This window comes from Burkholderia sp. Bp9142 (genome assembly GCF_003853415.1).
In the GTDB taxonomy this organism is placed as follows: domain Bacteria; phylum Pseudomonadota; class Gammaproteobacteria; order Burkholderiales; family Burkholderiaceae; genus Burkholderia.
In genome coordinates this window covers 37,398-49,855 of sequence record NZ_QTPP01000012.1, presented here as the reverse complement: position 1 = coordinate 49,855, position 12,458 = coordinate 37,398, and the positions used below count along the sequence as shown (strand labels likewise).

Sequence of the window (12,458 nt, the reverse complement as noted above, 5' to 3'; positions counted from 1 at the left end):
GGGTGGTGGGCAGCTGTCGGCGCGTGTCGGGATGGGCGGGCGCGCCGCGTCGAACAGGCGGGGATGAGCGGAAGGCGAACCGCGGGCGCGGCGGCAGGCGCTCGCGGCCCGTGCGACAAGGGTTTGGGCGGGGAAACGGCGCGTGCTCACCCATGGAATACACAGCGTTCGGATTGGTTGCGGGCGGGGGATGTCCACAATGCCGGGGGCTGCCGGCCGGGCGGGCCGACGCACTCACCGTTCGATTGCACAGGGTTTCGAGTGGCATCGGACGCGGGATGTCCACACCGCAACCGGTCCGCCGTTTTAGCGGATTCCGGCACTCACCGTTGAAATCCACAGCGCGAAGAGTCAATGTCGGCGGGAGATATCCACACCGCCGGATCGCTGCCTCACCGATGCGACGTTCGCACTCACCTTGCGGATGCACAGGATTGTGAGTCGATCCGGCAGCACGATATCCACATCCCTGCCCGCCTTCGCGACGTTCCGGAGCGCCGGCACGGGTGTGGATATCGCCGCCCGCAGACACTCGAAACCCTGTGAATTCCGGCGGTGAGCACCGGCCCGCGATCGAACCAGGATGCCGATTCGGGTGTGGACAGCGCGACCCACGACGACTCGAAACCCTGTGAATTTCGACGGTGAGCGATGGCATGCGGTCAAACGAATGCGCCCCGACCCGGGTACGAATCGCTCGACCCACGACGACTCAAAACACTGTGAATGCCAACGGTGAGCGACGGAACGGCGATCGGACGAGGGCGCTGATGCGGGTGTGGATAACGCAACCCACGACCACTCAAGACACTGTGAAACTCAACGGTGAGCGTGGGTGTGCCATCGCACGAAGACACCGATTCGGCGTGAACGGCAGGCGCCCGCAACCGCCCGGCGCCTCGTGCAGCTGGATTCGCGCAGACGCAGCCGGGCAGCATGCACGCGCTCTCACCGCTGGAATACACAGCACGTCGACTGGTTTCGGCGACCGGATATCCACATCGGTGCACGGACTCGAACGGAACGCACCATCGCAAGTGCGGTTAGAATGCGCGACCCTCGAAGCCGCGATCGAAGACCGGGAACGGGCACGCGAGCCGGCACACGGGTCGAGCGGCCGCCGACGCTCACCATTGAAAGACACAGCGCTTCGAGTGCATTCGGTTGCAAGATATCCACATCGCGATACGCGTGCCGATCTATCGCCGATCCGCGCGTGCCGTTAGAATGCGCGGCGCCGCGAATCTCGCGCGATGCCCGGAAGTCCGCGCCAGGCAAGCCCCGCGCGCAACCGGACGTCGGCGGCTCACCCTTCGAAGGCACAGCATTTTTCGTCGTTGCCGGCCCCGGTTGTCCACACGCTGCATCGCGCATCCGGCCGCATGCGGTCACGCTCACCGGTGCAAGGCACAGCGCGCCGAGTGATTTGGGGCCGGGATATCCACAACCGGCGCCGCGCGGAAATTCACCGCCAGCGCGTCGGCAACCTCGGTGCATGCGCCTGCCCCAACCGGTGTCCAATGCCGGGAAGCCCCGTAGATTCGGCCTCCGGCCGCACACTCACCGTTCGCATTCACAGCGTTTCGAGTGGGTGCGAGGGCCGGTTGTCCACATCCGCTCCGCAGCGGGCGGCGCCTGCAAGCGCCCTCACTCGGCAATCGAACGGATGATCCGCGCCGGATTTCCGCCGACCAGCGTATTGGGCGGAACGTCCCGCGTCACGACGGAACCCGCGCCAACGACCGCGTTCTCGCCGACCGTCACGCCGCCGATGATCGTCGCGCCCGCGCCGATCCAGACGTTGTTCCCGATCGCGATCGGGCGGCCGACGACGGCGTCGCGGCGACGGGACGGCTCGACCGGATGGCCTGACGTGATGAGGCTGACGTTCGGCCCGATCATCACGTCGTCGCCGATGTCGAGGCCGCCGAGGTCATAAAACGTGCAGTTCTGGTTGACGAACACGTTGCGGCCGATCCGCGTATCGGCGCCGCCCGTCGCATGGAACGGCGGGATCAGCAGAAAGCCGTCGTCCATCGGCTTGCCGATCAGTTCTCCGAACAAGGTCCGGACTTCATCCGCATCGTCGAACGTCAGGCGGTTGAGCCGCGCGGTGATCGCCATCGCCCGCTTGAGCTCGGCGCGCATCGCGGCCGATTCCGGCGTGCGCCGGGGAATGATCGTGGTGCGTTCGTCGTTCGCCATTCGTTGCTGTTCTCCGTGCGCGATCGAACCGGCACGCGGCGCATGACGGCAGCGCCTGGTTCGCCGCATGCGATCGCATCGCCTTGAATTCAATCATTCGGGCGACCCGCGCGGGGCAACCCGGTTTCCGCGTCTCGCGGCCCGTCGACGACCATCGTCCGGGACCCTGGCAGCCGGCCGGCGACGCTGCCGCACAGTCGGCGGAACAGTGTCGTCGTGTCCGCTTCAGCCGAGCATTCATACATCGATTTCAAACTAGTTAGCATATAACTAGTAAGGTAATGAACATCCGTCGCGCCTGGCTTGGCGGGAAACGCTCCCTCCGCATCCGGCCGAACACACGCTACGCGCCGCCCGTCACCGTGCCACGATTCGCCGCTTTCGCCGCGCGCCCCTGTCCGAACCTCTCCCGCTCGGGTACGCTTGAGCATCCACCGAACCGACACGCACACCCCTACGCGGAGGCGCGATGAAGCTCTACTACTGGCCGAAGACCCGGGCCTTCCGGGCGCTGTGGATGCTGGAGGAAATCGGCGCCGTCTACGAGCTCGTGCCGATCGACCTGCGTTCGCACGAACAGGGCAGCGACGCGTTCATCCAGGTCAATCCGATGGCCAAGCTGCCCGCGCTCGACGACGGCAGCGAACCGTTCGCCGAATCCGGCGCCGTGCTGCTCTATCTCGCCGACTGCTGCCCGGGCGCCGGGCTCGGCATCGCCCCGGACGATCCGCTGCGCGGTCGCTTCCTGCAGTGGATGTTCTTCACGCCCTCCTGCCTCGAGCCCGCGATGGCCGAGAAATTCACCGGTGCGTCGGGCAATCCGGTCGCATTCGGCTGGGGCAACATCACGCGCGTGCAGCGTGCACTCGCGCAGACGCTGGCCCACAGCCGCTGGCTCGTCGGCGACCGCTTCACCGCGGCCGACCTGCTGCTCGCCAGCACGCTGAAGATCGCGTTCGACGCGCACCTGCTGCCGCACGAAGGCGTGCTCGGCGACTATGTCGCGCGCGCCGAGGACCGCGACGGCTACCGCCGCGCGGTTGCCGTCGAACAGCGCGAAGCGGCGCGTCTGCTGCATGCGTGATGCGTGAACGGCGCGGCAGCCGGTGGCGGCGGTCGCGCCCGATTGCCGGCGCCCGTTCGCGCCGGTCGCCCGCAGCCGGTCGCCCACATCATGCAGCCGGCCCGGGCGCCTGCGCGGCCGGGCCGGCGTCGACCACCACGCCCGGCGAACCGCGTTCGTCGGTATCGGCGTCGACCGGCACGACCTCGTGAAAATGCGTGTAGTCGATGTGCGTAATGCCGCCTTCGTCGTGCATCAGGTCGACGTAGCGGTGACGCCAGCGAATCTCCGCATGCGCCCATGAGTAGCGCGCCTGCATGACCTGTGCGGTCGTCTCGTCGGAACCCTCGATCGTGATCAGCAGCGACGCGTCGCGCGCGGCGAGCGATTCGGCCGTCTCGCCGAACAGCGGGCTCGTTTCGTCGATCACGTGCATCAGGTTCCAGCCGAGCAGGAAGATCGGATGCTCGTTGCGCACGAGCGGCAGGTCGTGGATCTTGCGCAGCGTATAGCCCTCGTGCGTGCCTTCGACGCGCATCAGCCGCAGTTTCGCCTGTGCTTCGGCGATCACGTTCTGGCGTGCGTTCGCGGCGCGCACCATCAGCGTCATCCGCCCGTTCAGCGGGCGCACGATCGCATAGCGCGCGAACAGGATCTTCGCCTGCGGCCGCGAGAACCGCGCGAACACGAGGCCGGTGGCCAGCGCGATGCCCGACATCCCGATGAAGATCTCGAAGGTCGAGACGAGGTGCGCGTAGACGGTGCGCGGATGCATGTCGCCGTAGCCGACCGTCGCGAGCGTCTCGACGCTGAAGAAGAACGCACCGCCGAACCCGGCCGGCGACTGGTTCGCGATCGGCGCGTCGCCGAGCAGGTAAAGCGCCGCGAAGCCGCCGTTGAGCAGCAGGAACAGCACCGCGAGCGACAGGAAGAACACGGGCCAGCTCACCGTCAGCGCACGATGATAGAGATCGCGCCAGCCGAGCGGCGGCATCCCGTACGCGATCACGGGGCGGGTGCCCGACCAGAGCTTGCGGCCGCGGCCACGGGAGACGGGGGAGGACGAATCGACGTTCATCGCGCGAGGCCGGAAGCAGGGAGGCGATGAGCGTAGCACGCGGAGGCGGCGGCCGTTTTCACGCCGCGATGCGAACCTCCGCCGCGCGGCGTGAAACCGGAAACCGGAAGCCGACCGCATGGGCCGGCCTCGCGGTCATCCTGCCGGCCCGCGGCGGGCGCCGTGCCTACTTGCGGTCGACGATCACGCGGTCGAACGTGCCGCCGTCGGCGAAGTGGGTCTTCTGCGCGTTCGCCCAGCTGCCGAATACCTGCTCGACGCTGAACGTCTTCAGCGGCTTGAACTCGGCCGCATGCTTCTTCAGCACGTTCGCGTCGCGCGGGCGCAGATGGTGCTGCGCGACGATCTCCTGCGCCTGGGGCGTGTACAGGTAGTCGAGATACGCCTGCGCGACCTTGCGCGTGCCTTTCTTGTCGGCGACCTTGTCGATCACGGCGACGGGCGGCTCCGCGAGGATGCTCGCCGACGGGTACACGGCGTCGAATTCCGCGCCCGACGCGCCGGTGTCCATCAGCGCGACTTCGTTCTCGAACGTGACGAGCACGTCGCCGATGCCGCGCTGCGTGAAGGTCGTCGTCGCGCCGCGGCCGCCCGAGTCCAGCACCGGCACGTTGCGGAACACCGCCTTCTCGAAGTCGAGCGCCTGCTGGTCGGTCGCGCCCTTCTGCTTCTGGTAGCCCCACGCGGCGAGATACGCGTAGCGGCCGTTGCCCGACGTCTTCGGGTTCGCGATGATCACCTGCACGCCCGGCCTCGCGAGATCGCTCCAGTCCTTGATCGCCTTCGGGTTGCCCTTGCGCACGAGGAACACCATCGTCGTCGAGTACGGCGAGCTGCTGTCGGGGAAGCGCGTGCGCCAGTCCTTCGGCAGCAACTGGCCGCGCTCGGCGAGCAGGTCGATGTCGTTCGGCTGGTTCATCGTCACGACGTCGGCCTGCAGCCCTTGCAGCACCGACAGCGCCTGCGCGCTCGACGCGCCGTGCGACTGCTTGATCGTCACCGTTTCGCCGGTCTGCTGCTTGTACGCGGCGGCGAAGCTCGCGTTGATGTCCTTGTACAGCTCGCGCGTGACGTCGTACGACACGTTCAGGATCGACGTGTCCGCGTGCGCGGCCGTTGCCGCCACGACCAGCGCCGCCGCCGCGCCCGTGTGAAGCCAGCGGCCGATCCCCTTGATGCTTGCCATCGTGATATGCCCCGTTTCCAGTGGTGGTGAATGTGCGTGACGGCACGCGTACGCGCTGTCATCGAAACGTAAGCGGGCATTCTAGCGGCCGGGCGCGGCACGCTTTCCAATCTGTCGTGCAAAGCAAATCTCGAATCCTGCTAAACGGCGCGCATCGCTCGCGTGCGCGCCGGATCCGGTGTTAAGATCGCCGCTCAGCCCTTTCCACGGTTCATCCATGTCCGCTGCCCTGCGCTCGCCCTCGATCCTTGCCGCCATCGCGGCAGGTGCGCGCGCGGCCGGGCTGAAACTGAAAAAACGACTCCTCGACTGACGGGGACGTCGCGTCCCGTCAGGCGAATGCCGGACGGGATGCCCGCAGGTCGTTTCTTTCTCCTTGCTCGCACGCCTCGCTCCGGCACTCCGCCGGCGGAACGGTTCCTTCCCACTCCGTTTCCACCATGAGGCTTTGCATGCACACACGTTTCGAAGGTATCTGGCTGCCGCTCATCACGCCGTTCCACGACGGCGAGGTCGACCACGGCGCACTCGCGCGACTCGCGCGTCACTATGCGGCGGCCGGCATCGCGGGTTTCGTCGCGGGCGCGACGACCGGTGAAGGCGTGCTGCTCGACGCGCGCGAACAGGACGCCGTGTTCGCGACGCTGCGCGATGCGGTGCCCGGCCTGCCGATCGTCGTCGGCCTCACCGCGAGCGCGACGCACTTCGCGGCCGCCCGCGCACGCGAACTCGCCGCGCTGCGACCCGACGGGCTGCTCGTCACGCCGCCCGTCTACGTTCGGCCGACGCAGGACGGCATCCGCCGCCACGTCGAGGCGATCGCCGACGCGGCCGACCTGCCGGTCCTCGTCTACAACATCCCGTATCGCACCGGCGTGAACGTCGAGCTGGAAACGCTGCAGGCGCTCGCGCGCGACCCGCGCGTTGCAGGCATCAAGGAATGCGGCGGCACGCTCGAGCGGATGAGCCGGCTCGTGCACGACACGCCGCTCGCGATTCTCTCCGGCGACGACAACCAGAACTTCGCCGCGCTGTGTGCCGGCGCGCATGGCGCGATCGCCAGCAGCGCGCACGTGCTGCCCGAATGGCATGTGCGCATCCACGCGCTGCTGCGCGACGGCCGGCTCGCCGACGCGCGACGGCTGTCGGTCGCGCTGCAGCCGCTGGTTGCAGCGCTGTTCGCGGAGCCGAATCCGGCACCGGTGAAGGCGGTGCTGGCTGCGCAGGGGTGGTGCGAGGACGGGTTGCGGTTGCCGTTCGTGCCGGCGAGCGAGGGGCTGCGGGAGCGGCTGGGCAAGCTGTGTGCGGCGCTGGAGGCGTCCGCGCACGTTGTCGCGGCAGCGTAGGATTTCGCTCCCGAAACTGTTTCAGACCGTCAAAATTCTCGACGAGCCATACTGAGCAAGATGGCCGTCGGCGGTGACGAGCAGCATCGGTTCGCTCCAGGCCTGCGCGACCAGCAGGCGGTCGAACGGGTCGCCATGGTAATGGGGAAGATGACGTACGGCCGCACCATGTGCGGCCCGAACCGGCAGTTCGCGATATTGGCTCGCGTTGATCTTGTCGACCAACCGGTCCACATCGACGTCCAGCTTCCCCTTCCCGGCCTTGATCGCCACTTCCCATATGCTTGCGCTGCTGACGAACACTTCGTCAGCCGAATCAATCAGCCTGCGAGCGCGAGCGCTCAGCTTCGGATTATTCGCAACCATCCAGAGAAAGATGTGCGTATCGAACAAAAGCCGCATGACTTCCCTTCGAATTCGGCGAGTTCCTCGGCAGAAAGCGGTGCGTCGAAATCATCCGCAATCCATATCTGCCCCTCAAGCGCGCCGTACGGATGAATCGGCCTGAGCGGAACGAGCCGGACCGACTGCTTGCCATGCTGCGTAATCACGACGCGTTCGCCGGCGATCGCGGCGTCGAGAAGCCGCTGAAGATCGAGCGTGGCTTCGGGCACAGTGGCAACTTGCATGATGGCCTCCATTGAGTGATCCACCATTGTCACGACATTCGCCCCATCCCTCCAATAGGCCGAACGTCCAGCCAACCGCACGCGTGTCGATCGATATCACGCCGCCAGCCCCGCCACCTCCCCCGCCGTCGCGTCCCGCACCGCCTGCGTGACGATCCGCGCGAGCCGCTCGACGGTCGGCGTCGCCGACGACGTACGCCGCAGCAGCATCAGCGGCAGGCTCGGCAATGCCGGCAGCCCAAACGACGCCGCGTCGAGCACGCGCACCGACGCGGGCAACCCGTAGTGCGAGCGCACGGTCAGCCCGAGGCCGGCCGCCGCCGCGGCCCACAGCCCGGCCAGGCTCGGCGTCGTGAACGCGACGCGCCACGGCACGCCCGCGCGGTCGAGCGCGTCGGTCGCCGCGCCGAAGAACCGGCACGGCCGGTCGAACACCACGAGCGGCAGCGGCTCGCCGGACGCGCGCGCCGCCTGCATGCCCGCGTCGCGGTCGTCGGCCGCCTCCGCCTGTTCGCCGCCGTCCGGCATGCCAAAGCCGCCCGCGCCCACCGCCGCGATCCACTGCATCGGCACCTGCGCGATCGCGTCGCTGTCGATGCCCGCGCGCGACACCAGCGTCGCCGACGCCGGGTCGCCCCAGACGAGCGCGAGATCGAGCTGGTTCGCGTCGAGCCGCTCGAGCAACTCGGCATTGCGTGCGACGCGCGCCTCGATCCTCACCTTCGGATGCGCACGCGCGAAACGCCCGAGCACGCCGGGCAGGATTGCTTCGCCAAAATCCTCCTGCAGGCCGACCCGCACCCAGCCGTCGAGATTCACGCCGCGCACGGCCGCGGCCGCTTCGTCGTTCAGCTCGATCATCCGCCGCGCATAGCGCAGCATCGCGTCGCCGGCGTCGGTCAGCGCGAGTCCGCGCCCGGACTTCACGAACAGCGGCGTGCCGGCCTGCTCCTCGAGCTTGCGGATCTGCGCGCTCACCGCCGACGACGAACGCGCGACGCGATCGGCCGCCTTCGCGAAGCTGCCGAGATCCACGCCCGCGACCAGACTGCGCAACGCCGCAACGTCGAAGTTCGGCCGGGCCAGTGTGGCGTCGGGCGCCGCGCCATGGGCATTGTCTTGTCCGGACATCTCGATCATCCCGTTTTATCGAACGATTTATCAAAAACTTTCCGATTTTCAGGATGAATGTAGGTCCGCACACTGACGATGTCAATTTCCGAACGGGCTCTGTCGTCATGGATACCTCCTGCCTCGCTTCCCCGTCCTCGCCCGCGCGCGACGCGCGCGGCCCGGCCCATCGCTGGCGCGTGCTCGCGGCCGGCGTCGCCGCGAACATGAGCTTTTCCGCGGCCGCGGCCGGCATTCCGACCACCGCCGTGTGGATGCGCGCTTCCTATCACCTCGACAACGGCACGCTCGGCCTCGTGCTCGGTGCGCTCGGCTTCGGTGTCGCGCTATCCGAGCTGCCGTGGGGGATCGCCGCCGACCGCTTCGGCGATCGCCGCGTGCTGCTCACCGGCCTCGTCGCGACGGCCGCGATGCTGGCGCTGATGGTGGCCACGATCGTCCCGACCGCGCATGCGGCGCCGCCGCTCATGCGCGTCGTCGCGGCGATGTGCTGCGTCGGCCTGCTCGGCGGCAGCGTAAACGGATCGAGCGGACGCGCGGTGATGCGCTGGTTCGGCGAGCGCGAACGCGGGCTCGCGATGAGCATCCGCCAGACGGCCGTGCCGCTCGGCGGCGGCGTCGGCGCGGCGTTGCTGCCGTCGCTCGCGTCGCATGCGGGCTTCGCGGCCGTGTATGGCGCGCTGATGCTGCTATGCGCCGGCTCTGCCGCGCTGACGTGGCGCTGGCTGCACGAACCGCCCGACGCGCCGGCCGCCGCTCCCGCTCCCGCTCCCGCTCCCGCTCCCGCTCCCGCCCCCGCCCCCGCCACCGCCACCGCCACTGCCACCGCGAGCCGCCTGTCCGGACAGCAACCGCCTGCCGCGCCCACGCGCAGCCCCCTTGCGAGCGGCCGCGTCTGGCGCATCGTGCTCGGCATCGGCGCGCTATGCGCGCCGCAGTTCGCGGTACTCACGTTCGCGACCGTATTCCTGCACGATTTCGGCCGGCTCGGTCTCGCCGGCATCAGCGCGGCGATGGTCGCGCTGCAACTCGGCGCAATGGTGATGCGGGTCTGGAGCGGCCGCCATACCGACCGGCACGGCAACCGCCGTGCATACCTGCGCGGGTCGGTCTGCGTTGCGGCCGGATCGTTCGCGCTGCTCGCGGCCGCCACCGCCGGCAGCCCGCACGTGCCGCTCGCCGCGATCGTCGCGATTCTCGTGTTCGCCGGCGTCTGCGTATCGGCATGGCACGGCGTCGCGTACACCGAACTCGCGACGCTCGCCGGCACGAACCACGCGGGCACCGCGCTCGGGATGGCGAACACGGTCGTCTATCTCGGGCTGTTCGCCACGCCGCTCGCGATTCCGCCGCTGCTTGCCGTCAGTTCGTGGAGCGTGGTATGGCTCGCGACCGCGCTGATCGCCGCCGCGACCTACCCGCTGTTTGCGCGATGACGCGCGAGCACTTCTGCCGATTGCCGTAGCCGCGCGACACGGTCAGAACTTGTACACGGCCGACAGCATCGCCGAGCGGCCGTCGCCGAACTCGACGGCCGACGATCGCGATTCGCTTCCCGACACTTGTCGCACACGCTCGACATACGCGCGGTCGAACAGGTTGTCGAGATTCAACTGGAAACGCAGCCGGCGGTTCACGTCGTAGCCGGCCATCAGGTTGTGCACCCAGTACGCGCCGAGCTTGCCGTCGCCTTGCGACGTCACGTTGCGCCGGCCGACGAAGTGCGAGCCGTAGCCCACCGTCCAGCCGGCCGGCAACCGATAGGTCGTCCATAGATTGAACGCGTGCCGCGGCGTGTTGCCGAGCGCCTGCCCGTCGCGGCGCGGCGAAGACGGCGAACTCAGCGTGACGCTCGCCAGATACGTGTAGTTCGCGAACACGTCCCAGCGTGGCGTCACCTTGCCGGCCGCGCCGAACTCGACGCCGCGCACGCGCTGCCGGCCCGCGAGCGCGTAGCTGCCGTCGGCCATCCGTTCGCGCGCGTTCTTCTTTTCGGTCTGGAACAGCGCGCCGTTCAGCGCGACGCCCGCGAGCCCCTCCCATTTCGCGCCGAGTTCGAAGCTCTCGTTCTTCTCCGGCGCGAGCGCGCCCGTCGCCGCACTCACACCGGAGCCCGTGGTCACGAGAAACTCGGCGGACGGATTGAACGACGTGCCGTACGCGAAATACGCGCGGCTGTTGTCGGTCGGCTTGAACACGAGCCCCGCGCGCGTGCTCAGGTGCCGGTCGGCGCTGTCCGCGCGCTCGGTGGGCTTGCCGGCCGGCGTGCCTTCCGAGCGGCCGTCGATCCAGTCGTGCCGCAGCCCGACGTCGACATCCCAGTATCGGCCGAGCGCGATCGTGTCGAACGCGTAGAGCGCCTTCACGATGAGCGCCGTATCGTTGCGCGCGCTGTCCTGGCGCCGCGCGGGGCCGCGCCACTCGCCGGGCGGCGCGGCGAGCGGGAAGCCACCGGCCGGATAGAACCGGTTGAGCCCGTACGAATAGGTCGTGCGGCCGTACGTTTCCCGCGAGATCTCGAAGCCGGCGACGAGCGTGTGCCCGATCCCGAACGTGCCGAACGTACTCGTGAGGTTCGTCTGGTTCGCCCACATCGCCGTCGATGCATCGCGGCCGTAGCCCTGCGGCCCGGCCGGCTTGTAGCGCCCGGGCGGCAGCCCCTGCAGGTTCACGTGCGATGCGGAGATCACCGTGTCGCGATTCAGGTGCGCATAGCGGCTCAGGTTCTGCAGCTTCAGGTTCGACAATACGTCGTGTTCGGCCTTCACGGTGAACGCATCGGCCGTGATGCGTTCGCGGTCGAGGTTGCGCCAGCCGAAATAGCTGTCGCGTGCGACGCCGGCCAGCACCCGGCCATTGCGCGCGGGCAGCCCGTAGTCGGGCAGGTTGTTGTCGTATTGGTGAAAATACCCGAGCGTGACGCGCGTCGGCGTACCCAGGCCGAACGCGAGCGACGGCGCGACGCCCCAGCGCCGCTTGCGGATGTCGTCGCGGCCCGGCACGTCGTTGACGTGCGCCATCGCGTTCAGGCGGAACGCGGCCCTGCCGTCGGTGCCCGGCAGCGGCCGGTTCGCATCGAGCGTCACGCGCCGATAGTCGGACGTGCCGAGCATCGTGCCGGCCTCGGTGAATGCAGCGGCCTTCGGCGCCTTGCTGACCAGGTTCACCGAGCCGCCCGTCGTGCCCGCGCCGCCGAACACCGAGTTCGGCCCCTTGATCACCTCGACCGCCTCGATGTTGAACAGGTCGCTGCGATTGTTCTGCGCGCTGTCGCGCAGGCCGTCGAGCTGCAGGTTCGCGCTCGCGCCGAAGCCGCGGATGTTGAACATGTCGCCCGACCCGCCGCCGCCCTCCCCCGCGTTGAACGTGATGCCCGCGACATTCGACAGCGCTTCGCGCAGGCTCAGCGCCTGCTGTTCGTCGAGCACCGCGCGCGGCACGACGGTGATGGTCTGCGGCACGTCGAGCAGCGGCGTCGCGTATTTCGCGGAGCCCGACCGGTCGACGCGCGAACCGGCGTCGCGATCGCCGTGAACGAAGATCGGGCTCAGGTGCGGCGCTTGCCGCGGATCGCCCTCTTCCGCGCATGCCGTGCCGGCCGCACAGGTCATCATCGCGAATGCGACGGACGCGGTCGCGCGGCGCGGCGGCGTCGCGCTCGACAGAATGCAACGACTCATGTTCACTCCACTCCATTAATGAGAATGATTCTCATTCAAATGGAATGGGCTCGACATGGCAATTGGACACGTCCGAACTTCGTGATCCGAACGAACCGCCGAACGAAACGGCCATGCCGCCGGACCGCCGCGTCAGCCGC

10 protein-coding genes are annotated in these 12,458 nt (G+C 68.4%); 3 read left to right on the top strand and 7 right to left on the bottom strand.

Annotated features, from left to right (window positions below; all coding sequences use genetic code 11):
• Window positions 1–1,647: 1,647 nt before the first annotated feature.
• On the bottom strand, window positions 1,648–2,205 hold the full coding sequence (locus DIE22_RS15765) for a sugar O-acetyltransferase (protein WP_124496546.1): 558 nt from the start codon (window positions 2,203–2,205) through the stop codon (window positions 1,648–1,650).
• 469 nt (window positions 2,206–2,674) lie between these two features.
• Here DIE22_RS15765 and DIE22_RS15760 point away from each other — a divergent pair, with 469 nt between their 5' ends.
• Window positions 2,675–3,289 (top strand): glutathione S-transferase family protein, encoded by a 615-nt coding sequence (locus DIE22_RS15760; RefSeq protein WP_124496544.1) that lies wholly within the window; start codon window positions 2,675–2,677, stop codon window positions 3,287–3,289.
• Window positions 3,290–3,377: 88 nt separating this feature from the next.
• On the opposite strand, the gene DIE22_RS15755 is transcribed toward DIE22_RS15760, so the two are convergent.
• Window positions 3,378–4,346: an ion channel gene (locus DIE22_RS15755; RefSeq protein ID WP_124496542.1), complete on the bottom strand. Its 969-nt coding sequence runs from the start codon at window positions 4,344–4,346 to the stop codon at window positions 3,378–3,380.
• 166 nt (window positions 4,347–4,512) lie between these two features.
• Window positions 4,513–5,532 carry a sulfate ABC transporter substrate-binding protein gene (locus DIE22_RS15750; protein WP_124496540.1) on the bottom strand — a complete coding sequence of 340 codons (1,020 nt, stop codon included), beginning with the start codon at window positions 5,530–5,532 and terminating at the stop codon, window positions 4,513–4,515.
• Between the two features lie 452 nt (window positions 5,533–5,984).
• Here DIE22_RS15750 and dapA point away from each other — a divergent pair, with 452 nt between their 5' ends.
• On the top strand, window positions 5,985–6,878 hold the full coding sequence (gene dapA / locus DIE22_RS15740; protein WP_124496538.1) for a 4-hydroxy-tetrahydrodipicolinate synthase: 894 nt from the start codon (window positions 5,985–5,987) through the stop codon (window positions 6,876–6,878).
• Window positions 6,879–6,899: 21 nt separating this feature from the next.
• On the opposite strand, the gene DIE22_RS15735 is transcribed toward dapA, so the two are convergent.
• The 3 genes from DIE22_RS15735 to DIE22_RS15725 all read right to left on the bottom strand — a co-directional run bounded on the left by DIE22_RS15735 (window position 6,900) and on the right by DIE22_RS15725 (window position 8,638).
• Window positions 6,900–7,280: a type II toxin-antitoxin system VapC family toxin gene (locus tag DIE22_RS15735; protein ID WP_124605469.1), complete on the bottom strand. Its 381-nt coding sequence runs from the start codon at window positions 7,278–7,280 to the stop codon at window positions 6,900–6,902.
• Window positions 7,220–7,507 carry a type II toxin-antitoxin system Phd/YefM family antitoxin gene (locus DIE22_RS15730; RefSeq protein ID WP_409364616.1) on the bottom strand — a complete coding sequence of 96 codons (288 nt, stop codon included), beginning with the start codon at window positions 7,505–7,507 and terminating at the stop codon, window positions 7,220–7,222. The genes DIE22_RS15735 and DIE22_RS15730 overlap by 61 nt, the downstream gene beginning before the upstream one ends.
• Before the next feature lie 96 nt (window positions 7,508–7,603).
• Window positions 7,604–8,638: a LysR substrate-binding domain-containing protein gene (locus tag DIE22_RS15725; protein WP_124496533.1), complete on the bottom strand. Its 1,035-nt coding sequence runs from the start codon at window positions 8,636–8,638 to the stop codon at window positions 7,604–7,606.
• 107 nt (window positions 8,639–8,745) lie between these two features.
• On the opposite strand from DIE22_RS15725, the gene DIE22_RS15720 reads away from it, so the two are divergent.
• Complete coding sequence (locus DIE22_RS15720; RefSeq protein ID WP_124605468.1) at window positions 8,746–10,074, top strand: MFS transporter; 1,329 nt, start codon at window positions 8,746–8,748, stop codon at window positions 10,072–10,074.
• Window positions 10,075–10,116: 42 nt separating this feature from the next.
• Here DIE22_RS15720 and DIE22_RS15715 read toward each other — a convergent pair whose 3' ends face one another.
• Entirely contained in the window at window positions 10,117–12,318 is a 2,202-nt protein-coding gene (locus DIE22_RS15715) for a TonB-dependent receptor (protein WP_124605467.1), read from the bottom strand.
• Between the last annotated feature and the right edge of the window lie 140 nt (window positions 12,319–12,458).

Excerpts from the sequence above, each read along its gene's own strand:
- DIE22_RS15765 (WP_124496546.1), bottom strand. The coding sequence starts at position 2,205 with ATGGCGAACGACGAACGCACCACGATCATTCCCCGGCGCACGCCGGAA.
- dapA (WP_124496538.1), top strand. The coding sequence starts at position 5,985 with ATGCACACACGTTTCGAAGGTATCTGGCTGCCGCTCATCACGCCGTTC.
- DIE22_RS15725 (WP_124496533.1), bottom strand. The coding sequence starts at position 8,638 with ATGTCCGGACAAGACAATGCCCATGGCGCGGCGCCCGACGCCACACTG.
- DIE22_RS15720 (WP_124605468.1), top strand. The coding sequence starts at position 8,746 with ATGGATACCTCCTGCCTCGCTTCCCCGTCCTCGCCCGCGCGCGACGCG.
- DIE22_RS15715 (WP_124605467.1), bottom strand. The coding sequence starts at position 12,318 with ATGAGTCGTTGCATTCTGTCGAGCGCGACGCCGCCGCGCCGCGCGACC.
- DIE22_RS15750 (WP_124496540.1), bottom strand. The coding sequence starts at position 5,532 with ATGGCAAGCATCAAGGGGATCGGCCGCTGGCTTCACACGGGCGCGGCG.
- DIE22_RS15735 (WP_124605469.1), bottom strand. The coding sequence starts at position 7,280 with ATGCGGCTTTTGTTCGATACGCACATCTTTCTCTGGATGGTTGCGAAT.
- DIE22_RS15755 (WP_124496542.1), bottom strand. The coding sequence starts at position 4,346 with ATGAACGTCGATTCGTCCTCCCCCGTCTCCCGTGGCCGCGGCCGCAAG.
- DIE22_RS15730 (WP_409364616.1), bottom strand. The coding sequence starts at position 7,507 with ATGCAAGTTGCCACTGTGCCCGAAGCCACGCTCGATCTTCAGCGGCTT.
- DIE22_RS15760 (WP_124496544.1), top strand. The coding sequence starts at position 2,675 with ATGAAGCTCTACTACTGGCCGAAGACCCGGGCCTTCCGGGCGCTGTGG.